Here is a 26,670-nt window from a genome sequence, read left to right as displayed (position 1 = left end):
TCCACGGCCCGGCGGTGGGCGACGGTCGCCGCCCACGTCCTGACGGAACCGGCCTCGGGCCGGTAGCGGGCGGCCTGCCGCCACAGGTCGATCATGACCTCCTGGGTGACCTCCTCGGACTGCGCCCGGTCGCGCAGGACCCTGACGACGAGGCCGAAGACCATCGGCGCGAGGGCGTCGTAGAGGGTGGAGAACGCCTGCTGGTCCCCCTGGCCGACCTCGCGCATCACGTCGGCGAGGACGGGGCTCGGCGGCGGGCCGGGGCCGTCGACGGGAACGGGCCGGTTCACCGGGCGGGCTCCGCGGGTGCGGACCAGACGCGGCCGTCCGGGACGGCCGGCCGGGGGCGGGGTCTCCATCGCATGCGGGTCCTCGGTCGGAGAGCGGGGCCGCCGGCCCCGGTGGAGGCGAACTGCGGCCACAGGGCCGGGAGGTGCCCTGTGCAGAGTCTTCGTAACGGACAGGCGTACGGATGGGAGGGGTTTTCGCCGTCCGTTCCGACCTTCGTTCACCCGCAAGGGTGAAATGCGCCCGGGCCTCCCCACCGGGGGAAGAGACGCACCGAACACCAGCCGAGGGAGGCAGACGCCCCTGGCTCCCTCGGCGGCCCCGGGGGAGGGCTCACGGGGCCGCCCCCAGTCCCTCCGCGGCAGCGGTACGACATCCGGTGTCGTACCGCTCCGGCCGCGGAACCGGATCCGGTTCCCTCCTCGGGGACGAGAGGGGGCCGGTGGTCCGCCCGGGACCCGGGCGGCGCGCCAGGGCGGCGCTCGCCGCACGCAGAGCCGCGGTCCCGGGCGGACGGGGCGGGAGGCCCGGCCATCGGACCTCCCGCCCCGTCTCCTGCGGCCCGCACGCAGCCTCCCGGAGCTCGTCCGGACGGGTGTGGCAATCCACCGCCGTACCCGGTCCGCATACGCGACGAGAGCCACCTTCACGAGGGAAGGGGCGTTCGGCATGGTCACTCCGGCACCGATCGGACTGCCGGGCGGGCTGGTCACCGCGGTGTCGCCCTGCGTCCCGCCGGTCCTTCCCGTGGTCTTCCTCGCGGCCGGCCCCGGCGCGGACGCTCCCGCCACGCGTGAGCGTGCCGCCGTCGCCGTGGGCGGCCCGGCCGGCGGCGCACCACCAGCCCGAACCCCGCTCCCGCAGGCCCGCAACCTGCACCCCTGACGCCGTGGCCGCCGGGCCGGTCCTCGCCGCGATCACCGTCGCCGGAGCCCGCAGGGAGATCACCGCCGACGTCGTCGCCCCACCCGTGCCTTCGGCGTCCACGGCACACCGGCCCCGTACCGGCTCGCCGACCACGACGCCCCGCCCGCGAGGCCCGCCCCGAACTCCGTCCGGCACCCGGCCCGCAGGCCTTCGCCCTCACCTTCGGCCGAGCCGGAACCCATCCGCGCGGACAGACCCGCCGCGCCTTCCCCCGCCACCGCGCCCCAGACAGCAGAATCTGGGCAAATAGAGCGAAGGGTGCATGATGGCCGATGTGGACGAGGCGGCGGCCCGCCGGATGGCCGACGCGCTGTTCATCGAGCGGGCGTGGGGAAGTCGCGGTGCCTCGCGGTTCTGGGTGCTGCTGGTGCTGGCGGCGGTCATCGCGAGCGCGGGAGTGGTGGGGGACTCCACCGCCACCGTCATCGGGGCCATGATCGTGGCCCCGCTGATGACGCCGATCCTCGGGACCGCCCTGGCCCTGGTCCTGGCCGACCGGGCGCACGTCGTACGCAGCGCGCTGCTGGTGTTCGGCGGTGCGGTGGTGGTCGTGCTGATCGGCATGCTGCTGGGCTGGATCGCCGCGCCGCCCGACGCGTTCGCGAGCAACAGCCAGGTGTCCTCCCGGATCAGTCCGCGTCTGATCGACCTGCTCGCCGCCCTGGCCACGGGAACGGTCGGCGCTTTCGCCCTGGTCAGGACCGACATCTCCGACACCCTGCCCGGGGTGGCCATCGCCATCTCGCTCGTCCCGCCGCTGGCCGTGACCGGGCTGCTGATCACCGTGCACCGGTATCACGACGCGGGCGAGTCCGCGCTCCTGTTCGCCACCAACGTGGCCGCGATCGTCGCCACCGGCACCCTGGTCTTCCTCGGCTACCGCGTGCGCGACGCGGCCCGGGCGGCCGGGCTCGCCGTGGGCGCGTTCCACGGCCGGACCCTGGTCGCGGTCGCGGCCGTGGTGCTGCTGGTCGCCGTCCCGCTGACCACGGGCACCGTCTCCGTCGCCCGGGACCGCGCCCTGGCCGCCGACGCCCGGCCCGTCGCCGAGCGCTGGGCACGGGCCGGCGCCTGGCAGATCGCCTCCGTCGACGCCCGCAACGGCGTCGTCCTGGTCGGCGTCCTCGGCCTCCCTCCCCAGCCGGCCCCCACCGCCCTGCGCGCCGCGCTCGACCGCGCCGGGATGAGCGACGCCGACCTCCAGCTCCGCCTCGTCGGCGGCCGCACCCACTGGTGCCCCGCGGGCACCGTCACCTGCACCGTGGAACGCTCGCCCGTCGGCTGAACGCAGCGGCGGCAGGATGCGGGAGGTCCGTCGTGGGGGCGGTGCAGCAGGAGGGCCCTCGCCCCTCTCCCGCGCGAGAGGGGCGAGGGTCCCGAGGGCCGGCGCCCCTGGCCCACCCGGCGGGCGGGGGGCACCGCGGCCGCCCGGGCCGCGCGACTCGCCGAGATCGGCGCTGAACCGCCGCGCCTCCGGGCACCCCCGTGACCTCCGGGGCACGGCCGCCGGGAGAAGCGCCACCGCACCCGTCGCCGAAGGCGGGAAGCGGCCGGGGTTCCGTCGCTCCTGGCGGCGTCCCGCCCGGGATGCTAGAGGTCTTCCCTCTTCCAGACGTTCACGTTCGCCTTGGACGGGACGATGACGGTCTTGCCGGAGTAGGCGGTCTTCCGCTTGCACTGGCCGGTGTGGAACGTCTTCTTGGTGACGGAGGCGGACTTCGAGGCGTGGTACAACCGTGCGCGCTGGGTCTTCCCCTTGGGGACGTCCAGGCGGTAGGTCCAGGTGGTCTCCTTGGTCCACGCCTTCGCGTAGGAGCCTTCGCCCTTGACGTTGGTCTCGGCGACGATGATGCCGATGTCGCCCCCGATCCCGGTGGAGCCCGTCCAGGTCGACGTCGCCGACTTGGACTTCGAGTAGGAGATCGCGCCCCGTCACCTGAAGTCTTTCGCTCAACTGCGTTGAGGAACAAAGGAGTTGAGTGTTTCTTGAGGTGCCGGTCGACGGGATGGGACGGGAGCCGGCCGGACACCGCAGTCCCCTTCCGCACCGGCGGCCGACCGGAGGGCACCGAACCGTCCGGTGCCGCCGCCCGCCCGAACCGCCACGCCGCCGTCGCGTGTTCCCGCCCTCTTCCCCGCCCATCGACACGCCCCACGCCTGTGCCGGAACCCCTGAAAATCAGGTGCGTCCGGTCGCCGTGATCGTGTGGGATGCGGGGCATGGCGATCGTTCTGGACAACCCCGGGGTCGATGGGCTGACGGAGGTCGTGGATGCCCTCCGGGCGTGGCAGGACGACCGCACGCCGCTGCAACTCCATCCGGGAGACCTCGGCTGGGCCTGGGCGCTGGGCGCGGAGAGGCTGGCCGCGGCCGTCCGCACCTGGAGCGCGGACGGTCGGATCATCGCCGTGGGGTACCTGGACGACCCCGATCTGCTGCGCCTGACGACCGCGCCGGATCTGAGGCAGGACGGCGATCTGGCGCACCGGCTGCTGGCAGACCTCGGCGATCCGGAGCGCGGGGTCCTGCCGCCCGGAAGGGTCGGCCTCGAAATCCCCAGCGGTGCCCTGCTCTGCGAGGTCCTCCTGGAAGCGGGCTGGAGCCTGGACGAACCGTGGACGCCGCTGCGCCGCGACCTCGCGCAGCCGGTGGAGGACTCCGGCCTGCGGATCGAGGTGGCCGGGCCGGAGACGGCGGGGGTACGGACCGCGGTGCACCGCTCGGCGTTCGGCAGCCCGGCGTTCACCGAAGAGGTCTGGCACGTCCTCGCAGCCGGGCCGGTCCATGCCGACGCCCGCTGTCTGATCGGCTACGACGACCAGGACAACGCGGTGGCCGCGGCGACGGTCTGGTCGGCCGGGCCCGGAAAGCCCGGCCTGCTGGAGCCGGTCGGCGTGCACGCCGACCACCGCGGCCACGGCCACGGCACGGCGATCAGCCTGGCCGCTGCGGCGGCGCTGCGCGACATGGGTGCATCGAGCGCGCTCGTCAGCACCCCGTCCTCGAACGCCGCCGCCGTCGCCGCCTACAAGGCAGCCGGCTACGAGCCGTCGCCCGAACGGCCGGACGTCAGCCGAGCAGCCTGAAAAAGGGTCAGGCGGCGGCATCGGACGGGCTGTTCCACCGACCGACGCACACCGGCCCGAGCCGCGCCTCGGCTCCTCGGTGCGCCCCGTCCCGTCCTCGCGAGGGGCCGGGGCCGTGCCGATCCCCCGATGGCCGTCGCCCCGGTGCGCGGGATCGGGACGCGGGCATGGGGGGCCGTCCGGGCGGCTCTAGGGTGATCGGCATGTCTGCCTCTCTCAGTCCTGCGAGAACTCGTGCCGCGCTGCGCGCCTCGGCACGCATATCGACGGAGTTGCTGCTGGTCCTCTTCGGCACCGCGGTGATGATCTGGCTGCTCGGCCGGATGTGGCCGATCGTGTGGCCGGTCGTCATCGGCCTGCTGATCACTACGCTGACCTGGCCCTTCGCCCGCTTCCTGCGCAACCGCGGCTGGCCGCCCGCGCTCGCCGCCTCGGTGGTCACCGTCCTCTTCCTCGCCGTCACCGCCGGCGCCGTCGCGCTCATCGCCGTCCCGGTCGCCTCGCAGTCCGGCGCATTGACCGACGGGGTCGTCGAGGGCATCCAGCGCCTGCGCGAATGGACTGCCGGTCCCCCGCTCGCCATCGGCGACGACCAGATCACCAGCGCCCTGGACACCGCCACCGACCGCCTTCAGAACAGCGTCGGCTCCATGCTGACGACGCTCGCCACCGGCGTCGGCACGGTCGTCAACGGCGTCGTCACCGCCGTGCTCGCGCTCTTCCTGATGTTCTTCTTCCTCAAGGACGGGCCGCGCTTCCTGCCCTGGCTCGCCCGTCAGCTGCCCGGGCGCCTCGCCACCGACGCCACCACGATCGCCGAGCGCGGCTGGGAAACCCTCGGCGCCTTCGTCCGCTCCCAGGCGGCGGTCGGCCTCCTCGACGCCGTCCTCATCGGCATCGGCCTGTGGATCCTGGACGTCCCCCTCGTCCTGCCGCTCGCCGTGCTCACCTTCGTCAGCGCCTTCGTGCCGATCGTCGGCGCGCTGTTCGCCGGGTTCGTCGCCGTGCTCATCGCCCTGGTCTCCAACGGCCTGACCGACGCCCTGATCGTGCTCGCCATCATCGTGGTGGTGCAACAGCTGGAGGGAAACGTCTTCCAGCCCCTCATCCAGAGCCGTGGACTCGGTCTGCACGCCGCTGTCGTCCTGCTCGCCGTCACCCTCGGCGGCAGCCTGGCCGGCATCGTCGGCAGCCTCCTCGCCGTCCCCGTCGCCGCCCTCGTCGCGGTGGTGTGGGGGTACGTGCGCGAGCAGCTGTCCGAACCGTCGCCCCACGACCCCGACGGTGGTACGGAGCAGGGCCCCGGCGACGGGTCCGAGGCCGTCGCCCCGGCCGTGGCCCCGGCGTCCTGAGCGGACCCGCGCCCGCCGCGCACCGGGTGCCGAGCGGTACGGGTACGGGGCGGGCGGCCTCCGCTCCTCCGGGCGTCGCCCGGATCCCGCTGCTGCCCAGCGGTGAGGAGCAGCCGCCCCGGCAGACCTGGAGGCGGACCGTGGCGCGAGCCTCGTCGCACTCCACGCCGCGGGGGCGTCCGGTGCCGTGGCCGGTCGGCGCCCGAAGGGCCGCCGCCCCCGCTCAGGGAGGAGTGGTGGGCCCCCTCCCCCGCGGACCGTGCCGGACCGCGGTGGTGCCCCCGGGCGCAGGAGTGCGGGCCGCGGAAGAGGGCAGCCGCGAGGAGAGCCCGCGGGAATCGAACAAGGAGGATCCGATGGACAGCACTCCCGAGCCCGAGCTTCCCGACCCCGTCCCGACGACACCGGACGCCGTCACTCCCGACCTGCCCCCGCCGACCCCGGAGGCGCCCGACATCCGGGGCGCCGGAGGCGAAAGCCCGCCGTCCGAGAAGCCCGACGGAGCGGGGGCATCCGAGGACGGGGACGGCACCGGCGGCGAGCCGCACGAGGACGCCGACGCGGGGGACGAGGGCCGCCCGGCCGCCGGTCCGGGAACTCCGGTGCCCCAGGAACAGACCGACTGACCGGGTCGTACGGCGAAGGGGTCCCGGCCGGACACGGCACGCCTTCCGGCCGGCTGCCGACGCGCCCGGCTCGTACGTCGCACCACATCCGCCCCTCGGTGCGGCCGCGCCCCGTGCGGGGGCGCGGCCACCCCTCGGGCCGGGTCGCGTCCCCCGGCCGCCGCTCCAGGGGCGCGGCCTCCTTCGGTTCCCGGCGATCCCCCTGTCCACTCCTCCGCCGTCCCTGACCGGGTTGGTGCGAAGACACGGACGGATCGTCAGAAAACCTCTGCTTGTCGGTCTTTCGGCCACTAGGGCTGCCGGGTTCGCTGCCGATACGTTCGCCGTGTCCGGCAGGCGGCCGAAGGAGCATCTTCGTGGGAGCAGTGGCGTCCGTGCTGACGGCGGCCGTGCTGTGGGGAACGGTCGGTCCCGCACAGCTCTGGGCCGATGCCGGGGTGCATCCCGTGGCTCTGGGAGCCGCGCGCATGCTGCTGGGCGGGGTGGTCCTCAGCCTGGTGACGGTGCGGACGGCGGGACTGCGCTCGCTGCGGCGGCCGTCGGTGGGGCGGTGGCTCGGGTTGAGCGTGCTGGTCACGGCGGCGTTCCAGGTCTGCTTCCTCCAGGCGGTCGAGCGCAGCGGGGCGGCCCTGGCGACGGCCGTGGCGTTCGGGACCGTGCCCGTGGTCAGCGGGATCTGCGCCCGGGTCCTCTCCGGCGAGCGGACCGGCCGCTCCTGGACGGCGGGGACGGCCTGCGCCGTGACCGGCATCGGGTTGTTGCTCCTGCCCGGCAGCGGGGCCCGCGCGGATCTGCCGGGCGTGCTGTTCGGGGTGGCGGCCGGGGCGAGCTTCGGCGTCTACATCGCCGTGACGAAGGAGCTGGGTGCGCTCGGCGCCGATCTCGGTACGGCGGCCCCGGTGAGCGTCCTGCTCGCGGGGCTGCTGGTGTCTCCGTACCTGTGGGTGGCGCCGGAGGGTCTGACCGGGGGGCGCTCCCTCGCGCTCGTCGCCTGGCTCGGGCTGGCGACGACCGCCCTCGGCTATCTGCTGTTCACCCGCGGGGTCGGCAGGCTGAGCGCCGCGACGACGGGAACGCTGAGCCTGACCGAGCCGCTGGTCGCGACGGTGCTCGGCGTGGTGGTCATCGGCGAGCGGCCGGGGCCGCTCGCCGCGGCCGGCGCGGCGCTCCTGCTGCTCGGTCTGCTCGTCGTGTCCGTCCCCGGACGGCGTGGGGCCAAAACCGGCCGGACCCGATCGGGGCGGGCCTTTCCGGTCCGGACCGGAAAGGCCCGGGCCGGCACGGGGCCCGAGCTTCCGGCGCCCCCGGCCGGAGCGAAGGGCGAGCCGGCGCCCCGCGAGCCCTAGGAGTGCTTCGTCAGGTCTGCTGTCCGTGAGGTTGCGAAGGGCGCCTGGGATGCGGGCCATGGTGATCATCGACGTAGCTTCAGTCGCAAGTGAGGACGAGCTGCACCGACTGCTCCAGCGAGAGTTCGACTTTCCGGACTTCCACGGTCGGAACTGGCCTGCCTTCTGGGACGCCGTCAGTGGCCTTGTCCTCATCCCCGAGCATGTGCGTTTCGCGGGTTGGAAGCCGTTGGCGGAACGTGTCCCGGATGGGGCGGTGATGTTGGCCGATAGCCTTGATCGATACCGCGAGCTCCATCGGCCGGATCTTCGGGTGGAGTACCTGTAGCCATGACGAGTACCCGTCCGTACTGACAGATCTCGGCCGCACGTCGCACAGGTGCCGGTCCAGCACCTCAGCAGGTCCTGAAGGGCGTCGAGGACCTGGCAGAGGGTCAGGTCGGCGTGTGGGCTTTGGGGTCGAGCCGCCGCAGGGCGAGGAAGGCCTGGGCGGCGGTGACGAGGGTGGCGTGGTGGTGCCAGCCGCGCCGGGTCCGGCCCTCGAAGTGGTCCAGGCCCAGGCCGTGCTTGAGCTCGCGGTAGTCGTGCTCGATCCGCCACCGCATCTTCACCCAGCGAACCAGGTCGGCGACCGGGACGGTGGCGGGCAGGTTCGATATCCAGTGGCCCGTCGGGGCGTCCTGGCCGTGCGGCCACTCGGCCAGGAGGGTCCGGGCGGGCAGGATGCCGTCCCACCGGTTGCGGCCGCCGCCCGCGGTCTGGGCTGCGGCCAGGGACTGCTTGCCCGCCGGCCGGACCGTCAGGGCCGGCGGTCCGAGCCCGCCATAGGCGGGCCGGTGCGGCTCGGCCTGTCCGGCATGGGCGACTTCCTTGCCGTTCAGCGCCAGGACGTAGGACCGTCCGCGCTCCTCCAGGCCGGTCCGGAAGGGGGTGCTGACGCCGTAGCCCGCGTCGGCGACCACCACCGGCGCCTCCAGTTCCCAGCCGGCGAGCGTGCCCGGCATGCCGAGTGCCAGGCGCCGCTTCTCCCGACGGGCAACGGCTTCGTCCGGCACTCCGGCCCTGCGGCAGCGGTCCGGCTCGTCCGTCCACTCCCTCGGCAGATACAACTGCCAGTCCAACGGACGGGACGCAGCGTCGGTGGCGGCGTGGACACTGACCGCGACCTGGCAGTTCGCCCGTTTCCCGAGGGCTCCGCAGTACCGCCGGGCCACCCCGACCGAAGCGGTGCCGCACTGGGGGAACGACACGTCGTCGTTCACCCACACCTCCGGCGTGATCGCCTCGCTCAGCCGTTCGGCGATCCGCCGCCGCACCGGCAGCGGATCCCACGGCGACTGGTTCACGAACTGTTGCGGGGCCTGCGTGTTCCCGTCCGGCAGCCGCTCGGCCATCGGCCGGACCGACTTCCGCCGGGCGTCCGGCACCAGCCCCCGCAGATAACACCCGCCCCACCGCCGCTGATCCCGCCGCGGCAACGAGGCGGACGAACCCCCTCAGCCCTTCGGCCGTGTGTTCTGCCGTGCCCGGCGGGGGCAAGCGCCGGGCACAGCAGGTGGGCAGAGGTCTCAGCGCGTGCCGGCCTCAGGCGAATCGATCGGAGCCGACATGGAATCCCGGAGCCGTCCGGCGCCCTCTTCGCCCGACCCTCGACGCCTCCTGGCCGTGTACCTCAACGATCACCTCGCGGGCGCCGCCGGTGGTGCCGCACTGGCCCGCCGTGTGAGCCGCAGCCACCGCTCCCGGCCCTCCGGACCGCGCCTGGCAGAACTGGCCACCGAGATCGCGGAGGACCGTGAGAGCCTGCGCGAGGTGATGCGAGCCCTCGACGTGCCGGTGAGGCGGACCAAGACGCTGATCTTCAGGCTCGCCGAGAAGACCGCGCGCATCAAGCCCAACGGCCGGCTGCTGCGGCGCTCACCGCTGAGCGACCTGCTGGAACTGGAGGCACTCCGCCTGAGCGTGGAAGGCAAGCTCGCGTGGTGGCGCACCCTCCACTCCGTGGCACGGACGGACGACCGCGTCGACCAGGACGTCATGCGCCACCTGGTGGGACGCGCGGAACAGCAGATCCGCGTCCTGGAGGGCCTGTGCCACGGCGCGGCGACCACCGCGTTCGCGTCGGACGGAACCGGAGGTCGACACCAGCTGCGGGCAGCGGCGCATCGACCGAAAGGGTGGGGCGTGCGGTTTCGCGCGCATTCGTCGCTCGCCCCTTCCAGGTGTGCGGGCGGGTACGGGGGTAGAGGCCCGGTATGAAACAGACAGAAGAGTGGAAACCTGGTGAGGTCGTGCCGCAAAGCGGCATCTACGCGTGCGACTGCGGGAAGGAGCACCAGTGGAGCAAGAGCACCGACGTGCGCGGGCACCGGTTCCCGCCACTGCCCTACGACTGCCCGGGCCAGTCCTGGACCCTTCGTACCCGGGCTCACCCTGACGAGGACTGACGGTGCGGCTGCGGACCAGCGACCCCAGTCGGCCAGGGTGGCGTCGCGTGCGCCACGGACGGGGGTTCCGCTACCTGGGTACCGACGGACACGCCCTGTCCGCGGCGGACCGCGAGCGGGTCCGCGCCCTCGTGATCCCCCCGGCCTGGCAGGACGTCTGGATATGCCCCCGGCCGAACGGCCACATCCAGGCGGTCGGTACGGACGCCGCCGGGCGGCGCCAGTATCTCTACCACGCCGCCTTCCGGGCCCAGCAGGACGCCGCCAAACACGAGCACGTCCAGCGCGTGGCCCGTGCGCTTCCCCGCCTGCGCAAAGGCGTGGCGCGGGACCTCACCGGACACGGCCTGACCCGCACCCGCGTCCTGGCCTGCCTGATCCGTCTCCTGGATCTCGGTTTCCTGCGCGTCGGCGGCGAGCGCTACGCCCGCGACAACGGGAGCTTCGGGCTCACGACCCTCCTGCGCGAGCACGCCACCTGCCGCAGCGGCGAAATCCGCCTCTGCTTTCCCGCCAAATCAGGCAAAGAGGTAACCCGCTCCCTCGTCGACGAGCAGGCCTACGCGGTCGTCCGGGCACTCCTGCGGCGCAGCGACGACGGGCCGAGGCTGTTCGCGTACTGGGAGCACCGGGCGTGGCACGAGGTCCACGCCGAGGACCTCAACGCCTATCTGCGCGAGCGGTCGGGGCAGGACGTGACGGCCAAGGACTTCAGGACCTGGTACGCGACCGTCCTGGCCGCGGTCGCTCTGGCCGTCTCCGCTCGCACCAGCGACTCCTCCCGCCCCCAACGCGGCAAGGCCGTCGCACGCGCCGTGCGCGAGGTGAGCGAGTACCTGGGGAACACGCCCGCAGTGTGCCGGGCGTCCTACATCGATCCCCGGGTCATCGAGCTGTACGAACAGGGCGAGACCATCGCGGGCGCACTCGACGCGTTGGGCGAGGACGGCGTCCTCGGTCGGCCGGCCACGCACGGAGGTGTCGAACGTGCCGTCCGGCACCTCCTGCACTCGCGTCCCGAGTGACGGCAGTGCCCCTCACACGTGTCGTGGTCACCGGCGAGGAGGTGGCCGACGCACGGACAGCGGCCGCGACCACGCCCCGCAGCCGGGGGCGACAACGGGGCTCGACCGGCTGGGACCGTGCGCCGCGCACGCCCGACGGCCGGATCCCTCCGGGCATCCAGCCGGCCACAACCCCGCGGGTGCGGCCGGCTCGCGTGCACGGCGCTCCGCGCACGCGACGATCCCCGCCGGGCTGCAGCACGTGGCCCACGGGAGAGGTGCCGAGTCGGCGGGCGAGCCGGTGACCTTAGCGGGAAAGGGCTTCGAGGAGTTCGCCGACCTGCGGGTCGGGCAGGGCCCGGGCCACGTCAGCCTGGGCGACGACACCGACGAGGGTGTGGCCGTCGATCACGGGCAGGCGGCGGACCTTGTGCTCGGTCATGGTCCGAAGGATCTCGGCCGCGTCGTCGTCGGCCCCGATGGTGACCGTCTCCCCCTGGGCGAACTCGCCGGCCGTACAGGTGGCGGGGTCCTTCCCGGCGGCGAGGACCTTCACGACGATGTCGCGGTCGGTGAGCATGCCCTTGAGCAGCTGGTCACTCCCGCAGATCGGCAGGGCGCCCACGCCGAGGCTCGCCATCTTCTTCGCCGCGTCCAGGATGCTGTCGGCGGCCCCGATGCACGTGGCGTCCGGCGTCATGATCTCGCGTGCGGTAGTCACGTTGTGCCTCCCGAGCTTCGATCGACCGCGCGGCCGGTCCCGGCGGCCTGCTATCCGTGCGCCTGCCCTCTGCCGGAGACTCCAAGCAGGCCGCGCTCGGCTCCCGCCACGACTGCCCGGCCCCTCACGCCCGTGAGCGGCACCCGCGACCTCCGCCTCGTCCGCAAGAACGCCGAGAAGGCTGCGGACGGGTGTCCGTGACGGCGGACGAACCCCGACCGAACGCCGGACCGTGCCGGACACCGCGAGCACCCGGGGACGAACGGAAGGCGCACCCGGGCGGGACGGGAGCGGTCACTTCTGCGCCGGCGTTGCCCGGTCGGCGGGTGGTCGCGAGGCCGTCTACGCGACCGGTGCGCCGCTCTGTGCTGCCTTGCGTTGGCGGGCGGTCAGTCGTGAGCCGGACTCGCGGCGGGCGGCGCGCCGCAGGAGCGGTACCGCGAGGAGGAAGCCGAGGACCGCCCAGGTGGTGAGGACCAGGACGACCATGGGCAGTTCCCAGGAGCCGGCCGGCTCGGCGGTCTGCGCAGAGTCCGGGAGCAGGGCCGAACGCAGCCCCTGCGCCATCCACTTGAGCGGAAAGAACGACGCCACCTGCTGGACCGGCACGGGCAGCGCGGTGATCGGGAAGACCGCTCCGGAGGTGAGCAGCAGTCCCATCGTCGGCAGCATGATCAGGGCCAGGGCCTCGCGGGGGTTGGGCAGTACGGCGCCTATGGCCGCGCCGAGCGGTACGACGGCGAGCAGCCCGAGTGCGGTGACCCACAGCAGCGTCAGCCAGTCGCCCGGTCCGTGCGGCAGTGGTCCGTCGACCAGCAGTGCTCCGGCGGTCAGGAGCAGGGCCAGGGTGCCGACTGCGAGGACGACCACCAGCAGGCACTTGGCGATGAGGTAGGCGGTGATGCCGCCGGGTGTGGCCCGCAGCCGCAGCAGGGTGCCTTCCTCCCGCTCGGTGACGAGGATCTGCGGGAGGTTGATCAGCCCGACCTGGAACAGCAGGTAGGCGGCGAAGCCCGCCAGCACCAGATGGGTCATCGGGGTCTGGGTGCCGGGCACGTCGTCGCCGAGGTAGGCGGCGACGAGCAGTGCCACGGCGACGTTGGTCAGGTGGCCGGTCACCTCCTTGGCGTTGCCCAGGAGGTGCCGCAGCTCGATTCCGCCGCGTCGAAGCCCGGCTCGCCGGCTGTTCGTCGTGTGCGTCATGGGTGTCCCCCTCATGTGGCCGGTACCTGCTGACCCACGTCATGGCGCGCGTCCGTGTCCATGCCCTCCGCGCCGTCGCCGCCGCCCTCGCCGTCGGCCGGCCGGTGGACCATGTGCAGGTAGGTGTCCTCCAGGGTCGGGCGGCGGACCTCCAGGTCGGCGATCGGGCCGGCCGCGTGCCGGTGGAGTTCCCAGACCAGCTGCGAGGGGGCCGCGGTGCGTTCGCGGCGGGGCGTGCCGTCGTCGGACGTCCAGCGGACCTCGGCCTGGGCGGCGGCCCGCCGCGCCAGCTCCGCAGGCGTGCCGCAGGCCCGGATCCGGCCGCCGACCAGCATCGCGATACGGTCGGCGAGTCGTTCGGCCTCCGCCAGGTCGTGGGTGGTGAGCAGGACGGTGACGCCTTCGTCGCGGGCCAGCCGTTCGACCAGGACGTGGAACTCGTGCCGCGCCTGGGGGTCGAATCCGGTGGTCGGCTCGTCGAGGAAGAGGAGTTCGGGGCGGCCGATGATGCCGAGCGCGACGTCGAGGCGCCGGCGCTGGCCGCCGGACAGCCGGTCCACCTGGTGGCCGGCCTGCTCGGTGAGGCCGACCAGGGAGAGCAGTTCGGCGGGGTCGCGCGGATCCGGGTAGTAGTCCGCGAAATGGGTCAGCAGTTCGACGACCCGCCAACGGCGGTGGTCGCGCCAGGACTGCAGGACCAGGCCGATCCGGGCCCGCCACGCCTCGCCGGCCCGCTCGGGGTCCGTCCCGAGGACGCTCACCTCCCCGCCGGAGCGCTTGCGGAAGCCTTCCAGGATCTCGACGGTGGTGGTCTTCCCCGCACCGTTGGGTCCGAGCAGCGCGAAGACCTCACCGCGGTGGACGTCCAGCTCGACGCCGCGCAGGACGTCGACGTCGCCATACGCCATGGCCAGATCGCGCACCCGGATCACGGGCAGGACCTCGGTGCGGCCGGGCGCCGTCATCGGCCCGCCTCCGTCGGGGTCTGCCGGAGTACCGCCCCGGTCGCGGGTGCGGCGTTGTCGACGATGGCACGGAGCGCCGCCACGTGTCCTTCGAAGGCGGTGCGGCCGCGGTCCGTCAGCCGGACCTTCGTACGTCGATGGCGGCCGCCGCCCTCCTTGCGGATCTCCAGGTATCCGGCGCCCTCCAGGGTGTGGAGCTGTTTGGAAAGCGCGGAGTCGCTGAGCGAGAGGCTGTCGCGGACGAACGCGAAGTCCGCCCACTCGGTGACGGCGAGCAGCGCGACGACGGACAGCCGGGTGGCAGGGTGGATCAGCTCGTCGAAGCCGGCGGGAGTGCTCATCGGCCCGGCTCCTCGCCGGCCTCCGGGCCACCGCCGCTCCGTACCGAGTCGGCGGCCCACCGGTTGGCGGGGCCCAGGGAGAGCAGGTACACGGCTGCTCCGGCGGTGGCCTGGACGAGACCTGCGGAGATCGGTTCGAGCGCCTTGGTGAAATGGTCCGCGAGCACGATCGTGCCCGCGACCAGCCCCGCCATCGCGCCGAACGAGGCCCACATGCGCCCGGGGCAGCGGGTGTGGTGCAGTTGCATCCGCCTTCGGCGGCTGCCGGTCACGATCACCACGCCCAGCAGGCCGACATAACCAGCCGCGAGCAGTCCTACACCCCACCGGGGCAGACCGATGCCTACACCCGCGAGGAACACCCACATCAGTGCGGCGGTGCCGTAGGCCGTACCGCGTCCGCCGGACGCGGAGCGCTCGAACTCGTCGTACACCCGCTCCTGCGGCACCCGAATGCGCTGGAGATCCCTCCACGCCTGCTCGGCATCCACCGACGTGCTCATGCCCACCACGCTCCGTCCCCGATTGCTTTCCTACAGGGAAAGTAACTCGATACTTTCCTACCGGGCAAGTCGGCGGTCTGCCGCGGTCCCCCGGTTCCGTGGCAGCGAGGTGGGAGACGGCGAGGGTGTGCGCGTGGGTGCGGTCCCGCGTCGGCTCGGGGGCCGTGCCGTCACAGACGTGAGGGACCACGGCGATCTCCCTGCCCTGGAGCGGTATTCGCGCAGGTGGCGCACGGGCACGAAGCCGAGAGACCGCAGCCGGCCGTGGCCGCCTCCGGCCGTGCGCGGCTTCCGGGTCAGGGCAGGGGGGTTCCGCCGGTGGCGTTGACGATCTCGCCGGTGATGTAGGTGTTCTGGGGTGAGGCGAGGAAGACGTAGGCGGGAGCCATCTCGGCGGGCTGGGCGGGCCGGCCCAGCGGCGCCTTCTCGCCGAAGTGCGTGGTGTCGGGCATCGTGGCGGGGATCAGCGGCGTCCACACCGGGCCGGGGGCGACGGCGTTGACACGGATGCCGCGCTCGGCGACCATCTGCGCCAGCCCGTGGGTGAAGGAGATGATCGCCGACTTCGTCATCGCGTAGTCCAGCAGATGGGGGCTGGGCTGATACCCCTGGACGGACGCGGTGTTGATGACCGACCCACCCCGCGGGATGTGCGCCAGGGCCTTGCGTGTGAGCCAGAACATTCCGTACAGGTTGGTCTTCATCACCCGGTCGAACTGCTCCGTGGTGATCGCCTCGATCCCGTCGGGCTGGGACATCTGGTAGGCGGCGTTGTTGACGAGAATGTCGACGCGCCCCAGCTCCCCCACCGCCTGGTCGACCAGAGCCTCGCACTGCGCTTCGTCGCGGAGGTCGCAGGCGACGGCGACGGCTTTGCGTCCTGCCTCCCGGATCAGGCGCGTGGTCTCGTCCGCCTCGTCAGCCTCCTCGGGCAGATGGGTGAAGACGACGTCCGCGCCCTCCCGCGCGAAGGCCAGACATACGGCTCGGCCGATCCCGGAGTCACCGCCGGTGACCAGTGCCGCCCGGCCCGCGAGCACGTCGTGGCCCCGGTAGGAGTCCTCCCCGTGGTCGGGCCTCGGATGCATGGCCTCGGTCGCCCCGGGGTGTTCCTGCTCCTGGTCGGGAAGCGGCGGCCGCGGGTGGCGGGTGAGCGGGTCGGGGACGCCGGAAGAGTCGGGGGACGGCATGGTGATTCCTCCTGTCGGGGGATGGCGGACGGGCGCGTCAGCTCGCCGGGTACGGCGCGGCCTTGAGCCGGCGGGCGAGGTGGGCGGTGTTCGCGGCGAGCGTCCTGGTGGTGGCCGCGGTCTTCTCGGGGGTCTCGTCGAGGTCCTGGTAGTCGGTGCCCTGCATGGCCTCGCCGACCCAGTAGGTGACGGCGTTCGGCGCGAGGGAGAAGCCGACGTCGTTCAGGCCCTGGAAGAGGTCGGCGCCGACCTTGTGCGCGCCGTCCTCGTTGCCGACCACGCACACCGCGGCGGCTTTGCCGTAGGTGAGCATGCGGCCCTCGTCGTCGCTCTCACCGAGTTCGGCGTCGAGGCGTTCCAGGACCCGCTGGGCGATGCTGGAGGGATGGCCGAGCCAGATGGGCGTGGACAGGAGGAGGATGTCGCAGCCCAGGATGGCGGCGCGGATCTCCGGCCAGTCGTCCCCTTCGCCCATGTCGGTCTCCACGCCGGGTTTCACGTGGTGGTCGACGACCCGGATGACCTTGCCCGTCACGCCGTGCTCGGCGAGCGCGGCCATGGTCTGCTCGGCCAGCAGCTGCGAACTCGACCGAGCCGGCGACGGGGACAGCGTGCAGACGAGAGCGACCGCACGCAGCGGAGTGTGATTGCTGGGACTCATGTTGAGCGGCTACCCGCCCACCCCACGCCGCTATCACACCGGACGCGATTCCTCCCCGATGGCGCAGTCCGCATGCCGCTTCGGGCGGGCGTCCTCCGAGCACCGGTGCGGATGCGGGGTGATGCGGCCCTCCTCGGGACGGCGCTGCGGCACCGTCGACGAAAGGGTTTCGCCATGCGGCGACGGGGGAGCCGCGCCGCTCGACTCCACGGAGCCGTACCGGGGGCCGGTTGCGCACCGATTTTTTGAGCGTGTTCAAATGGGTTGTGGGGGTGGCGATCCCGCCGCCCGATCCCGGGGGGGGGGAGAAGCGTATGGACACGCGGGGCGACAGGAAGGCGGCACGCGGGACGGGGAGGAGCGGCTTCGCCGCTGCGCTGATCGCGCTGATGACCGTGGCCGTGTCGGGGTGTGGGGGTCTGGGCCCGGTCCACGTCGACCCGAGCGACCTGCCCGGGGTGTACCGCGATGACGACGCGGGTGCGGAGATCCGCTTGGACGCGGACGGCCGGTTCTCCGCCGTCGGCCTCTCCCAGGAAGACGTGGAGATCGATGGGGGCACCACTTCCCTCGGCGACTTCGACGGCACCTGGGATCCCACCCCCTCGAACTTCGTGTACCTGCAACCCGAACCCGACGGGATCAGCGACATCCAGCTCTGGACGGTGAGTTCGAAGAAGGTGTACCTGCAGCCGGACGTGGACGGCGGCCCGATCACCCTGACACTGGCCAAGGTCAAGGACTCCTGATCCCGAAGAACGACCGGCGGCGGAGTGCGGGCCGCACGGGGACGCGGCCGGCCGGACGTGAGGGGGACGGATGAGTGCGCATGGGGGACGGAGAGCCGAGCCGTCCGGCGGACCGCAGGGGCCCCGGGCCGGTCTCGGCTGCCGGCGGACACCGCCCAGACCTCCGAAAGAGCCCGCCCCACGACGAAGGTCACGGCTTACGACTGCCGTGACCGATCCGATGACCCACCGGACAGGGTCCAAGCGATGGGCGGAGCCGAGGGGATGACGGACAGCCCCGGCCGTCCGGGTGTCAGTGCCCGCCCCTAGGGTGCCGGGCATGATCACGTTCACCGTCGAAGAGTCCTGGGACCGCATCGAGAGCTGGCTCGGGCGGCACGCCCCCGTCACCCACGGGCTACTGCGACCGCCGGCCGTCCCGGCGGACATCACGGCGGCCGAACTCCGACTGGGGGTGACCTTTCCGCCCGACCTGAGGAAGTCGCTGCTGCGGCACGACGGTGTGGAGCTCCAGGAGGGAACGCTCCGGCTCGACTACTACGGACCGCCGTCCGGAGTCGGGGAGATCGTCCGAAGCACCGAGTTCCTGCGCGAGGTCGGGAAGGACGTCGCCGAGGAGGAGGACGAGCTCGACGAGGAGGAGCGCGACGCATACGCGTACTGGCCGCACGAACGCCTGCTGATCACCCTGGGCATCGGCTGGCAGTCCTCCGACGGACTGTTCCTGGTCACCCGCCCCGGCCCGCACCACGGGCGGATCGGCCGGTACTTCGACGAGACGGGCTCGTCCTTCACCCCCTGGTCGGGACTGCGGCACGTCCTCTCCGACTTCGCCACGGCCCTGGAGAACGGCCTGCCCTTCGACGGGCGGACACCCCTGGCCCACGAGGGCCGGCTGATCTGGGACGGCGGCGGGACGGTCGTCGCCGACCCGACCTCCGCCCTGGACCTCGCCGCCGGGACCCCCGAGCCACAGCTCCCCGCGGCGGAGCCGGCCCCGCCCGTCCCGCGGCCCGACGGGGCACACGCCGTCATCGCCTTCGGGAGTGGCGGATTCTTCGAACCCGGGCCCGAACCGCCCGTCCAGCCGGACGTCGTGTTCGTGGCGGGCATCGACCCCGGGGAGTTGCTGGAACGGCTGGGCTCGGTGCCCGCGACCGCCAGGCCGCGCAGCCGGGAACAGGCGCGGCTGTCCGCCGGCGCGCTCTGGGCCGCGCACCGCCCGATGGTCCGGGCCGGGTCCTGCGGCGATGGGTGGTCGTACGCCACGCAGGAGGGCGGTGACGCCCAGTTCGGCCGTCCCGAGGTGCTGGGACGGCTGTCCCGCGGAACCCGGGTGGTGCGGCTGGCGAAGCAGGGATGCGAGGTGCGCGTGACCGTCGTGGAGGACGGCGCGGAGCGGCCGGAGGCAGGCCACCGGGTCGAATCGCCGCGCGAGGACTACGTGACCGGACCCGACGGGCAGCCCGTGCTCGGACGCGGCGGACAGCAGTGGCAGCGGATCGGCGTCGATCCCTGGCCCGGCTCGACGGCCGCCTACACCCGGCTGCTGGCAGGCCTGACGGCGGAGCACGGCATCAGCTGGGACCCGGCGGACGACACAGCGGCGCCACTGGCCAGCGCACTGCTGCTGCCGGTCCTCGACGAGGTCCCCGAGGCGCGGCACCCGGTCACCGTCGTACGCGACGTCGACCTCGGTGCCCTCGTGGAGCGGACCCCGCCGGAGCGGTTGCACTCCGCGATGGCGGCGCAGCTCGCCCGGCTGGCGTCGGAGAGCGACATCGACGGCTACCCGGAGATCGCCCGGGCGCTGGAACAGGTCGGCCGGGGCGAGCCGGTGGACCTGACGGCCGACGGGGCCCTCGATCTGCGGATGAGGACCATCCAGGCGGAGGCCCGGGCCGTCCGTGGACTGCTCGACGAGGCCCGCCACCAGCCGGATCTGGCGCCCGTCACCGCGGCCGACCTCGCGGCGTGGCACGGACGGAACGCGGCGGCCGGGGCCCTGCGCCGGTTCCTGCTGCTCCCCCTGCCCGCTGCGGCGGAGACGGTCCTGAGCCTGCGCATGTCCCTGCACTGGCGCGACGAGCTGGCGGCGGACCTGGCCGACTGGGACTTGTCCGGCCGATCGTGTGCGGAGCCAGATCGCGACGGTTGACGCGGTGGCGGTGCCGAGGAAGACGTAACCGCGCTTGTCGTAGCGAGTGGCGACCGCTCGGGACTGTTTCAGGCGGTTGATCGCCCGTTAGACGGTGTTGCGCTTCTCGTAGCGGTCCTCATCGAAGCCGGGCGGCCGTCCGCGCTCAGGTGCAGCTTGCTGGTGAACCCACTGCGCGAGCGGCCCAGGCCCTCGCCTCCAGCACCACCTCCACCAGGCGGGCGTGCAGACTCCGCCACGGCGCTTCGTCCTGATGTTCCGGCTCCTCGGCCCCCTTTGAGCCGGGCGCCGGCGGTGGGTCGGTGCGAGCGCCGGCCGCGTGCTGATGCGCGCGGACGATGGTGGAGTCGACCGAGATGTCCCAGTCGATCTCGCCTGCGGCGTCGGCCGCCGCCTGGACCTGCTGGAGGAGACGTTCCCAGGTGCCGTCGGCCGACCACAGGCGGTGGCGTTCGTAGACGGTCTTCCATGGACCGAACCGTTCGGGCAGGTCACACCACTGCACTCCGGTCCGCACCCGGTGCAGGATCCCGTCGATCACCTGCCGGTGATCCCGCCAGCGGCCACAACGCCCGTTGCTGCTCGGTGGGAAGGGCCGCAGCCGTTCCCACTCGGCATCACTCAGATCACCCCGCCCACGCTCCATTCAACGGCTGGAGCACGCTGGCCGTCACGTGACCGGCACGACACCCTCGCGCTGGGCGTTCCTCGGCCTGGAGAGGCGAACCCGGCGGGTCGGCAGGTCGATTTCCGTGACGACGACGGTGACCTTCTCGCCGACCTCGAAGTCTTCCACCGGACTCACCGCGGGCCGACCGGGGGCTTCCCTGAAGGGGATCAGCCCGGCGATCCCGTCTCCGAGGTCGACGATGACGCCGAAGGGAAGCACCTTCTCCACCGTCCCACGGAGTTCCTGGCCCACCGGCGTGCGGTCGGCGAAAGCCCGCAGGGGGTCGGGCTCCAGTGCCCTCAAGGAGAGTCTGGCCTCCAGGTTGTAGGTGTCGAACTGGAGGAACTCGCACGAGACCCTCTGGCCTACGTGAACGACATCGGTGGGAGCGTAGATGTGCCGCCAGGACAGTTCGGGGATGGCGATGAACCCGACACCGGGGAAGAGCGGGTGGGCAGGCCCGTCGTCCAGGGCCACGAAGACCCCGAACCGCTCGATCGCCACAACGGTGCCGGACAAGATGTCGCCGCGGTGCAAGGTCTCCAAGAACGCCCAGAGTTCCGGGCTCTCCGACTGCCAATCCATGCCGCCACCCTGGCACACGACACCGCGGGCCGACCATGAGCTCGACAGCCCGAAGCCCCGCCGGGCCACAGCAACCGGAACCCTGATCGGCCGGACGAGTCCTAGCTGGAACGTGTCTCTTTGAGCGGTCGGTCAGCCGATCGGACACGCCTGTCCGGTGAGTGGTCACTGATGCGGCGGGGGACCGGATCGAGCCGCTGATACCGGCCGATCCGGTCCGCGGTCGGCGATGGGCCGACCGCCGCCGAACCCGGGAGGCCATCGCGTGGAAATACCGCACCTGCCCGATGAGGCCGTCGGGTACAGGGGTCCCTTCCCGCGCGAGCGGGGAGCAGCCACAGACGCGCCCCGAGATCCCCCGACGCGTCCAGGGGCGCAGACGGGGTCAGGTGCCGGCGGGTGGCTGCGAGGGTGAGTTGGAGGGCGGGGCGAGTGAGGTCGTCGCGGAACACTCCGGTGCTCGCCGTTCCGGCCGGCCTCGGCTCGTAGCAGGTCGGCGCGCACGGTCGGCAGGTCGGCGAGTGCGCGCTGCGGTTCGCTCAGGCTTCGCCGGCCGCGCCGCCGCCCTGGGGGGTAGTCCCCACGTGGACCGTAGGTGGTGTGCACGAGGTCGAGGCCCGGTCGTGAGGCGACATCACCGCCGGCGGAAGGGGGGTGCGCCCGCGGTGACCCGGATCGGTCCGGTACCCCTCACCGTCCTCTCCAGCGGGTCGCACTGCACCTCTGGCAAGTCAGGGGCGCGCGGGAGACGTCTGGCGGTCGTACGGGCCTCGGTGATCCGGTACGTGTACGTGGTGTCTCCTGCGGTGACGCGCACCAGGTCGTCGGTCCTGCCTTCGTAGGGGACGACGTGCAGGTCCGTCACTTCGACCGAAGGGATGTCGGTCCCGGCGGGGCGCGGCTGCGGGGTGGGCGCCGCGGCCACCGGTTCCGGCGGCTCGGTGGTACGGGATGCCGGGGGTGCGCTCGCGGAGGGCGGGTGGCTCGTCGCGTGGCCGGTCGGGCGGCCCGGTGGTCCGTGCAGGGGAATGCATTTTTGCAGGCTCTGCATTTTTGCGTACCATGCACTCCATGCTGGAGGGGACGCCTGCCGAGAGCGGGCTCAGGGAGCGCAAGAAGCGGGCCACGCGGGCCGCGCTCGTCGAGGCGGCCGTACGGCTGGCGGTGGAGCGCGGTGTCGAGAACGTCACCGTGGACGCCATCAGCGCGGCGGCGGGGGTCTCCACGCGTACGTTCTTCAACTACTTCGACTCCCGTGACGAGGTCTTCGTCATGGTCGGCGCCGACGCCGGCCACCGGGTGCGCCGGGCCGTCCTCGCCGCCCCGCCCGAACTCTCACCGCTGGAAGCGCTCCGCGACGCCCTGGCGGCGGAGCTGGAGGAGGTGGAGCAGCAGCAGGAGCTGTGGTGCCTGCACGCCGAAGTACTCCGCAAGGCGCCCCAGCTGCTCGCCCGCAGGATCGGCGCCCACATGGCCGACGAACTCGGCCTCGCCGAGACCCTCGCGGAGCGCATGGGGGCCGGCTCGCCGCTCTTCACCGAGGAGCGCCCGGACTTCGCGTCACCGGAGGAAGAGGAACGGCGGCGCGCCCTGGGGCTGTATCCGCGCCTCTTGGCCGCCGTCGGCGGGACGGCCGTGCGCGTCGCGGTCGAGCACTGGTCCGTCCGGCAGGGGGAAACCGCCTTCGCCGACGTCTTCCGGGAGACGTTCGAGCACCTCACCACGGGCCTTACGCTCCCGCAGCAGTACCCCGTACCTGCCGACGGCGCCTGACGGGACAGCGGCTCCGGCTCCGGCTTCGGAGCGAAGCCGGAGCGGCCCGCTCCCGCAGGGCCTGCGGCACGGCCCGCCCCCTGCCCGACACGCCGCCGCCCGATCCGCCCCTGCGCGGGCCTGCGCCGACTCCGGCAGGCGCCCCTCCGGCCCGTGCCTCCCATGAACCCCACGAACCCCCGCGTTCCACGAAACACTGAGAAGAGAAGCTGTGAAATCACCAGCCACGGCGCCGGCCGAGTCGTCCCCGGCCACCGCGATGTCGGACCGGCAGATACTCCAGGCCATGTCCGGCCTGATGGCGGGCATGTTCGTCTCCATCCTCGCCGGCACGGTGGTCGCCAACGCGCTGCCCCGGATCATGGCGGACCTCCAGGCCACCCAGTCCGCCTACACCTGGGTCGTCACCGCCGAACTGCTCGCCATGACGGCCACGGTGCCGCTGTGGGGCAAGCTCGCCGACCTCTACAACCAGAAGCTCCTCCTCCAGATCTCCCTGGGCCTGTTCGTGGTCGGCTCGCTCCTGGCCGGCTTCTCCCAGGAAGTCGGACTGCTCATCTTCAGCCGTGTCGCCCAGGGCATCGGCGCCGGCGGCCTGACCGCACTCGCGCAGGTCGTGATGGCGGCGATCATCCCGCCGCGCAGGCTCGGCAAGTACGCCGGCATCTTCGGGGCCGTCTTCGCCGTCGGCACCGTCGCCGGACCGCTCATCGGCGGCGTCCTCGTGGACACCTCCTGGCTGGGATGGCGCTGGTGCTTCTTCATCGGCGTCCCCTTCGCCCTCCTCGCCATCGTGCTGCTCCAGCGGACCCTGAAGCTGCCCGACCTGCGCCGCGAGGCGAAGATCGACTACCTGGGCGCCTTCCTGATCGTCGCCGGCGTCAGCGCGCTCCTCATCTGGGTGTCACTGGCCGGCAACAGCTTCGACTGGGCCTCCTGGCAGACCGCCGCCCTGACCGGCGGCGGACTGGTGCTGCTCCTCGCGGCGGTCTTCGTCGAGTCCCGGGTTCCGGAGCCCGTCATCCCGCTCGGCATCTTCCGCAACCGCACCGTCTCGCTCACCACCGTCGCCAGCCTCTTCGTCGGCCTGGCCATGTTCGGCGGCACCGTCTTCCTCTCGCAGTACTTCCAGATCTCGCTCGGGAAGTCCCCGACGATCGCGGGCCTGATGAGCCTGCCGATGATCCTCGGCCTCCTGGTCTCCTCCACGGTCGCCGGACAGATCATCAGCAGGACCGGCCGCTGGAAGGTTTACCTGGTGGCCGGCGGCGTCACGATGACGGCCGGCCTCGGGCTCCTCTCCACGATCGACTCCGAGACCCACTTCGGCCTGACCAGCATCTACATGGCCGTCATGGGCATCGGTGTCGGCATGCTGATGCAGAATCTGGTCCTGGCCGCGCAGAACGACGTGCCGGCCACCGAACTCGGCGCCGCCACCTCCGTCCTGTCCTTCTTCCGCAGCCTCGGAGGCACCATCGGCACCAGCGTGCTCGGCGCCGTCCTGGCCAACCGCGTCGCCACGGAGATGGGCAAGGGGCTCGCGGACGCCGGCGCACCCGCCGGTGAGAGCGCGGCCGGGCACGGCAGCGCGATGCCGGACATGGCGGCCCTCCCGGCACCGATCCGCGAGATCGTCGAGCACGCCTACGGCGTCGCCACCGGCGAACTCTTCCTCATCGCGACCCCCTTCGCCGCACTCGCGCTGCTCTGCGTCCTCTTCGTCAAGGAGAAGCCGCTGAAGACCACCAGCGGCATGCAGCGCCTCGCCGAGGAGGCCGGCGACGCCGACGGGAACGGCACCGGCGGCCCGTCCCGCACGGCAGCCGACGTTCCGGCCTAGGCCGTGCTGAAACCGCGCTGATCCGCCTGTTCGGCCGTCCGGGGAAGTCTCGGGCGGCCATCCAGACGGTGAGGCCACGGGCGATGTCGTTGATGCCGGTCGCCGTGCCTCCGGACCGAGCCGGCCGCGCCGTTTGCGGTTCGCGGGCCGGTCGGAGGGCTGCATGATCACGGTCCGGATCCCGCGCAGGCGGAGAGGGGTTCGTCCGACTCGTCGGCCGGGGCCCCTTGTGACGGGCCCCGGCCGCGTGCTGATGAGCCCGGACGACCGTGGAGCCGACCGAGACGAGCCGGTCGAGGCCGCCTTCGGCGTCTGCCCGGGCGAGCGGGCGGTGAAGACCTTCTTCCAGGTGCCGTCGACGGCCCGCTTCCGCAACCGGTCGTGGGCGCCTTTCCACGAGCCGAAGTGCTCGAGCGGGTCCATCGACGGCGTGCCCGTGCGGTACTCGAACGCGATCGCGTCGATCACCTGGCGGTGATCGCGCCACCGGCCACCCCGTTCCGGGGTGCGATGCGGCAGCCACGGCGCGATCCTCGCCCACGGGGCACCGGTCAACGACACACATCGACCAACGGATCAGACGATCCGAGAGGAACGCCCTAGCGGTCCTGGTAGGCGCTCATGTTCGTGCGTACCCGGTCGGAGAAGAACAGCGGTCCCACGGCGTCGGCCCAGGCCATGCCTTCCGGGGTGAGGGTGAGGACTCCGCCCTTCTCCCGGAGCCAGTTCCGCTCCAGCAGGGCGTCGAGCTGGGGGCCGAAGTCGTCCTCGAAGCGCGTGGCGAACCGCTGCTCGTAGTCGGCGGTGCGCAGGCCCGTGGATTCGAGGAGGTGCTGGAGCGTGTACATCCGGCGCCGCTCCCCCGCGTCCATGACGAACGCCCACTGGGCTCGACGGAACCGTTCCGTCGGGGTGGCGATGTAGTCGTCGATGATGCGCCGCACCTCCGGCACGGCGACCGCGTAGTCGGTGGTGTAGTGCAGGCCGGTCGTGAACGAGCGGGCGCCGACGCCGAGGCCGACCATGCCGGCCTGCTGGTTGTACTCGCTGATGCCGCTGCCGCCGGTGTCCTCGACCGCGGCGGTGCCGACGCGCCGGAAGACGCGCATCGAGGTCTGCTCGTAGCCCGCGGACAGCAGGTGGTCGCGGCCGTAGCGGTACAGCCGCAGGCGCTGGTCGTTCCACTCCTGGAGGGTCTTTGCGTGACGGGAGCTCAGACCGGTGAGCGGGCGGACGTACAGCGGGTAGAGGTAGATCTCCTCCGGCTCCCACGCGAGGGCCGCGTCCAGGGAGACCTTGAAGGTGCGCTCCGTCTGGCCGTCGATGCCGTAGATGAGGTCGATGTTGAGGATGGGGAAGTCGGCCTCCTTGAGGCGGGCGAGTGCCGCTTCGACCTCTTCGCGCTTCTGCGGGCGGACGGCGGCGCGGGCCTCCTCGTCGATGAAGCTCTGCACGCCGATGCTCAGCCTGGTCGCTCCGCGCTCGGCGAGTACGGCGATCCGGTCCTCGGTCGCCGTGGCGGGCGAGGTCTCCACCGACCAGGAGGCGGCCTCGAGGTCGGCGCCCATGATGTGCTCGCTGATGTCGCACAGGCGGGTCAGCTCGTCCGCCGTGAGATACGTGGGGGTGCCGCCGCCGAACGCGGCGAGGCGGAAGCGGATCGGCTCCCCCTTCGCCTCCAATGCCTCGCGGGTGACACGCGCCTGGCGTTCCAGGGTGCCGAGGAAGTCACGGGTGACCTCTTCGGGGGCGCCGGTACGGGTGAAGAGGTTGCAGAAGCCGCAGCGCATCTCGCAGAAGGGGATGTGCACGTAGAGCGAGAGGGCGTCGAGCCTTTCCGCGGCCCACAGTCGGCTGAGCAGGGGGCCGTTCTCCAGGAGGCGGTACGCCTTCTGGTGCGGGTAGGCGTAGACGTACTGCTCGTACGGCGTCTCCGGCTCCGGGCGGGTGGGGGCGACGCGGGGAAGGGCGGGCGTGGGTAACAGGACGGGCTGGGTCATGACGTGGGTCGACTTCCGTTCGGCTGGGTGGGGTGCGACGGGTCCGGGACCGGGGCCGGGCCGACCGCACACAGAACGTGACAACGCGTCACCTTAGGGTCGCGGTGCGCCAATATCTGTAGTGCAATGCGCATAGAACTGACTCCTCCAGATAGAGGTTCATATGCACTTTTCACGGAGGGATGGATTCCGTCCCGGTTCGTGAGGGTTCCCGTCGACGGGAGGGGTCGC

General features: G+C 72.5%; 24 protein-coding genes and 4 pseudogenes. 14 read left to right on the top strand and 14 right to left on the bottom strand.

From position 1 onward, the window contains the following. A partial coding sequence (locus tag IE287_RS35760; protein WP_268255016.1) for a sigma factor occupies nucleotides 1–290 on the bottom strand: 290 nt, incomplete at its 3' end. A gap of 667 nt (nucleotides 291–957) precedes the next feature. On the opposite strand from IE287_RS35760, the gene IE287_RS35755 reads away from it, so the two are divergent. Both IE287_RS35755 and IE287_RS35750 read left to right on the top strand, forming a co-directional pair. Then, nucleotides 958–1,173, top strand: a complete 216-nt coding sequence (locus IE287_RS35755) for a hypothetical protein (protein WP_189853576.1) — start codon at nucleotides 958–960, stop codon at nucleotides 1,171–1,173. A 304-nt stretch (nucleotides 1,174–1,477) separates the two neighbouring features. Then, nucleotides 1,478–2,500 (top strand): DUF389 domain-containing protein, encoded by a 1,023-nt coding sequence (locus tag IE287_RS35750; RefSeq protein WP_229883956.1) that lies wholly within the window; start codon nucleotides 1,478–1,480, stop codon nucleotides 2,498–2,500. A 305-nt stretch (nucleotides 2,501–2,805) separates the two neighbouring features. Here the strand turns inward: IE287_RS35750 and IE287_RS35745 are convergent, their stop codons facing one another. Beyond that, nucleotides 2,806–2,949, bottom strand: a complete 144-nt coding sequence (locus IE287_RS35745; protein ID WP_189853575.1) for a hypothetical protein — start codon at nucleotides 2,947–2,949, stop codon at nucleotides 2,806–2,808. 486 nt (nucleotides 2,950–3,435) lie between these two features. Between IE287_RS35745 and IE287_RS35740 the strand changes: the two genes are divergently transcribed. The 5 genes from IE287_RS35740 (at nucleotide 3,436) to IE287_RS35720 (ending at nucleotide 7,954) form a co-directional block, all read left to right on the top strand. Continuing rightward, nucleotides 3,436–4,302 (top strand): GNAT family N-acetyltransferase, encoded by an 867-nt coding sequence (locus IE287_RS35740; RefSeq protein WP_189853574.1) that lies wholly within the window; start codon nucleotides 3,436–3,438, stop codon nucleotides 4,300–4,302. Between the two features lie 203 nt (nucleotides 4,303–4,505). Next, entirely contained in the window at nucleotides 4,506–5,654 is a 1,149-nt protein-coding gene (locus tag IE287_RS35735; protein ID WP_189853573.1) for an AI-2E family transporter, read from the top strand. A gap of 356 nt (nucleotides 5,655–6,010) precedes the next feature. Beyond that, the gene (locus tag IE287_RS35730) at nucleotides 6,011–6,280 is read left to right on the top strand and encodes a hypothetical protein (protein WP_189853572.1); all 270 of its coding nucleotides are present in this window, start codon (nucleotides 6,011–6,013) and stop codon (nucleotides 6,278–6,280) included. 356 nt (nucleotides 6,281–6,636) lie between these two features. Next, nucleotides 6,637–7,626 carry a DMT family transporter gene (locus IE287_RS35725; RefSeq protein WP_229883955.1) on the top strand — a complete coding sequence of 330 codons (990 nt, stop codon included), beginning with the start codon at nucleotides 6,637–6,639 and terminating at the stop codon, nucleotides 7,624–7,626. Nucleotides 7,627–7,684: 58 nt separating this feature from the next. After that, nucleotides 7,685–7,954, top strand: a complete 270-nt coding sequence (locus IE287_RS35720) for a barstar family protein (protein ID WP_189853571.1) — start codon at nucleotides 7,685–7,687, stop codon at nucleotides 7,952–7,954. Nucleotides 7,955–8,060: 106 nt separating this feature from the next. Here IE287_RS35720 and IE287_RS35715 read toward each other — a convergent pair. After that, a pseudogene (locus IE287_RS35715) lies at nucleotides 8,061–9,110 on the bottom strand (IS701 family transposase); the annotation flags it as partial. A 181-nt stretch (nucleotides 9,111–9,291) separates the two neighbouring features. Between IE287_RS35715 and IE287_RS35710 the strand changes: the two are divergent. Together IE287_RS35710 and IE287_RS35705 are read left to right on the top strand one after the other, a co-directional pair. Beyond that, nucleotides 9,292–9,885, top strand: coding sequence for a hypothetical protein (locus IE287_RS35710; RefSeq protein WP_189853569.1), 594 nt, complete (start codon nucleotides 9,292–9,294; stop codon nucleotides 9,883–9,885). A gap of 190 nt (nucleotides 9,886–10,075) precedes the next feature. Next, nucleotides 10,076–11,098 (top strand): DNA topoisomerase IB, encoded by a 1,023-nt coding sequence (locus IE287_RS35705; protein ID WP_189853568.1) that lies wholly within the window; start codon nucleotides 10,076–10,078, stop codon nucleotides 11,096–11,098. A 286-nt stretch (nucleotides 11,099–11,384) separates the two neighbouring features. Here IE287_RS35705 and IE287_RS35700 read toward each other — a convergent pair whose 3' ends face one another. The 7 genes from IE287_RS35700 to IE287_RS35670 all read right to left on the bottom strand — a co-directional run bounded on the left by IE287_RS35700 (nucleotide 11,385) and on the right by IE287_RS35670 (nucleotide 16,661). Further along, nucleotides 11,385–11,798, bottom strand: coding sequence for a CBS domain-containing protein (locus tag IE287_RS35700; RefSeq protein WP_189853567.1), 414 nt, complete (start codon nucleotides 11,796–11,798; stop codon nucleotides 11,385–11,387). Nucleotides 11,799–12,140: 342 nt separating this feature from the next. Next, entirely contained in the window at nucleotides 12,141–13,001 is an 861-nt protein-coding gene (locus IE287_RS35695) for an ABC transporter permease (RefSeq protein ID WP_229883954.1), read from the bottom strand. An 11-nt stretch (nucleotides 13,002–13,012) separates the two neighbouring features. Continuing rightward, nucleotides 13,013–13,966 carry an ABC transporter ATP-binding protein gene (locus IE287_RS35690; protein WP_189853565.1) on the bottom strand — a complete coding sequence of 318 codons (954 nt, stop codon included), beginning with the start codon at nucleotides 13,964–13,966 and terminating at the stop codon, nucleotides 13,013–13,015. Then, a complete protein-coding gene (locus IE287_RS35685; protein ID WP_189853564.1) occupies nucleotides 13,963–14,307 on the bottom strand; it encodes a transcriptional regulator in 345 nt (114 codons plus the stop codon). The genes IE287_RS35690 and IE287_RS35685 overlap by 4 nt, the downstream gene beginning before the upstream one ends. Continuing rightward, nucleotides 14,304–14,810 carry a hypothetical protein gene (locus tag IE287_RS35680; RefSeq protein WP_189853563.1) on the bottom strand — a complete coding sequence of 169 codons (507 nt, stop codon included), beginning with the start codon at nucleotides 14,808–14,810 and terminating at the stop codon, nucleotides 14,304–14,306. Before IE287_RS35680 ends, IE287_RS35685 begins: the two co-directional genes overlap by 4 nt. A 296-nt stretch (nucleotides 14,811–15,106) precedes the next feature. Next, a complete protein-coding gene (locus tag IE287_RS35675) occupies nucleotides 15,107–16,000 on the bottom strand; it encodes an SDR family oxidoreductase (RefSeq protein WP_189853562.1) in 894 nt (297 codons plus the stop codon). Between the two features lie 37 nt (nucleotides 16,001–16,037). Beyond that, on the bottom strand, nucleotides 16,038–16,661 hold the full coding sequence (locus IE287_RS35670; protein ID WP_189853561.1) for a flavodoxin family protein: 624 nt from the start codon (nucleotides 16,659–16,661) through the stop codon (nucleotides 16,038–16,040). Between the two features lie 314 nt (nucleotides 16,662–16,975). Here IE287_RS35670 and IE287_RS35665 point away from each other — a divergent pair, with 314 nt between their 5' ends. Together IE287_RS35665 and IE287_RS35660 are read left to right on the top strand one after the other, a co-directional pair. After that, nucleotides 16,976–17,410 (top strand): hypothetical protein, encoded by a 435-nt coding sequence (locus IE287_RS35665; RefSeq protein WP_189853560.1) that lies wholly within the window; start codon nucleotides 16,976–16,978, stop codon nucleotides 17,408–17,410. 319 nt (nucleotides 17,411–17,729) lie between these two features. Then, nucleotides 17,730–19,568: an SMI1/KNR4 family protein gene (locus tag IE287_RS35660; RefSeq protein WP_189853559.1), complete on the top strand. Its 1,839-nt coding sequence runs from the start codon at nucleotides 17,730–17,732 to the stop codon at nucleotides 19,566–19,568. A gap of 134 nt (nucleotides 19,569–19,702) precedes the next feature. Here the strand turns inward: IE287_RS35660 and IE287_RS35655 are convergent. Next, a pseudogene (locus IE287_RS35655) lies at nucleotides 19,703–20,214 on the bottom strand (IS5 family transposase); the annotation flags it as partial. 24 nt (nucleotides 20,215–20,238) lie between these two features. Beyond that, on the bottom strand, nucleotides 20,239–20,823 hold the full coding sequence (locus tag IE287_RS35650; RefSeq protein WP_189853558.1) for a S1 RNA-binding domain-containing protein: 585 nt from the start codon (nucleotides 20,821–20,823) through the stop codon (nucleotides 20,239–20,241). Between the two features lie 161 nt (nucleotides 20,824–20,984). On the opposite strand from IE287_RS35650, the pseudogene IE287_RS35645 reads away from it, so the two are divergent. From IE287_RS35645 to IE287_RS35635, 3 genes and pseudogenes are all read left to right on the top strand, one after another. Next, nucleotides 20,985–21,107 (top strand): annotated as a pseudogene (locus IE287_RS35645) (IS5/IS1182 family transposase); the annotation flags it as partial. 778 nt (nucleotides 21,108–21,885) lie between these two features. Continuing rightward, the gene (locus tag IE287_RS35640) at nucleotides 21,886–22,596 is read left to right on the top strand and encodes a TetR/AcrR family transcriptional regulator (protein ID WP_373307973.1); all 711 of its coding nucleotides are present in this window, start codon (nucleotides 21,886–21,888) and stop codon (nucleotides 22,594–22,596) included. Nucleotides 22,597–22,855: 259 nt separating this feature from the next. Continuing rightward, nucleotides 22,856–24,439, top strand: a complete 1,584-nt coding sequence (locus IE287_RS35635; RefSeq protein ID WP_189853580.1) for an MDR family MFS transporter — start codon at nucleotides 22,856–22,858, stop codon at nucleotides 24,437–24,439. A 393-nt stretch (nucleotides 24,440–24,832) separates the two neighbouring features. On the opposite strand, the pseudogene IE287_RS39570 reads toward IE287_RS35635, so the two are convergent. Together IE287_RS39570 and IE287_RS35625 are read right to left on the bottom strand one after the other, a co-directional pair. Further along, a pseudogene (locus IE287_RS39570) lies at nucleotides 24,833–25,000 on the bottom strand (transposase); the annotation flags it as partial. 38 nt (nucleotides 25,001–25,038) lie between these two features. Next, complete coding sequence (locus IE287_RS35625; protein ID WP_189853556.1) at nucleotides 25,039–26,439, bottom strand: STM4012 family radical SAM protein; 1,401 nt, start codon at nucleotides 26,437–26,439, stop codon at nucleotides 25,039–25,041. Between the last annotated feature and the right edge of the window lie 231 nt (nucleotides 26,440–26,670).

It is taken from the genome of Streptomyces omiyaensis, assembly GCF_014650895.1.
GTDB classification, from domain to species: domain Bacteria; phylum Actinomycetota; class Actinomycetes; order Streptomycetales; family Streptomycetaceae; genus Streptomyces; species Streptomyces omiyaensis.
This window is presented reverse-complemented; position numbering and strand designations above follow the sequence as displayed.

What these genes read in the sequence shown, in the direction of transcription:
- IE287_RS35755 (WP_189853576.1), top strand. Translation starts at nt 958, where the DNA reads ATGGTCACTCCGGCACCGATCGGACTGCCGGGCGGGCTGGTCACCGCG.
- IE287_RS35750 (WP_229883956.1), top strand. Translation starts at nt 1,478, where the DNA reads ATGATGGCCGATGTGGACGAGGCGGCGGCCCGCCGGATGGCCGACGCG.
- IE287_RS35740 (WP_189853574.1), top strand. Translation starts at nt 3,436, where the DNA reads ATGGCGATCGTTCTGGACAACCCCGGGGTCGATGGGCTGACGGAGGTC.
- IE287_RS35735 (WP_189853573.1), top strand. Translation starts at nt 4,506, where the DNA reads ATGTCTGCCTCTCTCAGTCCTGCGAGAACTCGTGCCGCGCTGCGCGCC.
- IE287_RS35730 (WP_189853572.1), top strand. Translation starts at nt 6,011, where the DNA reads ATGGACAGCACTCCCGAGCCCGAGCTTCCCGACCCCGTCCCGACGACA.
- IE287_RS35720 (WP_189853571.1), top strand. Translation starts at nt 7,685, where the DNA reads ATGGTGATCATCGACGTAGCTTCAGTCGCAAGTGAGGACGAGCTGCAC.
- IE287_RS35695 (WP_229883954.1), bottom strand. Translation starts at nt 13,001, where the DNA reads ATGACGCACACGACGAACAGCCGGCGAGCCGGGCTTCGACGCGGCGGA.
- IE287_RS35690 (WP_189853565.1), bottom strand. Translation starts at nt 13,966, where the DNA reads ATGACGGCGCCCGGCCGCACCGAGGTCCTGCCCGTGATCCGGGTGCGC.
- IE287_RS35685 (WP_189853564.1), bottom strand. Translation starts at nt 14,307, where the DNA reads ATGAGCACTCCCGCCGGCTTCGACGAGCTGATCCACCCTGCCACCCGG.
- IE287_RS35680 (WP_189853563.1), bottom strand. Translation starts at nt 14,810, where the DNA reads ATGAGCACGTCGGTGGATGCCGAGCAGGCGTGGAGGGATCTCCAGCGC.
- IE287_RS35675 (WP_189853562.1), bottom strand. Translation starts at nt 16,000, where the DNA reads ATGCCGTCCCCCGACTCTTCCGGCGTCCCCGACCCGCTCACCCGCCAC.
- IE287_RS35670 (WP_189853561.1), bottom strand. Translation starts at nt 16,661, where the DNA reads ATGAGTCCCAGCAATCACACTCCGCTGCGTGCGGTCGCTCTCGTCTGC.
- IE287_RS35665 (WP_189853560.1), top strand. Translation starts at nt 16,976, where the DNA reads ATGGACACGCGGGGCGACAGGAAGGCGGCACGCGGGACGGGGAGGAGC.
- IE287_RS35660 (WP_189853559.1), top strand. Translation starts at nt 17,730, where the DNA reads ATGATCACGTTCACCGTCGAAGAGTCCTGGGACCGCATCGAGAGCTGG.
- IE287_RS35650 (WP_189853558.1), bottom strand. Translation starts at nt 20,823, where the DNA reads ATGGATTGGCAGTCGGAGAGCCCGGAACTCTGGGCGTTCTTGGAGACC.
- IE287_RS35640 (WP_373307973.1), top strand. Translation starts at nt 21,886, where the DNA reads ATGCACTCCATGCTGGAGGGGACGCCTGCCGAGAGCGGGCTCAGGGAG.
- IE287_RS35635 (WP_189853580.1), top strand. Translation starts at nt 22,856, where the DNA reads ATGTCGGACCGGCAGATACTCCAGGCCATGTCCGGCCTGATGGCGGGC.
- IE287_RS35625 (WP_189853556.1), bottom strand. Translation starts at nt 26,439, where the DNA reads ATGACCCAGCCCGTCCTGTTACCCACGCCCGCCCTTCCCCGCGTCGCC.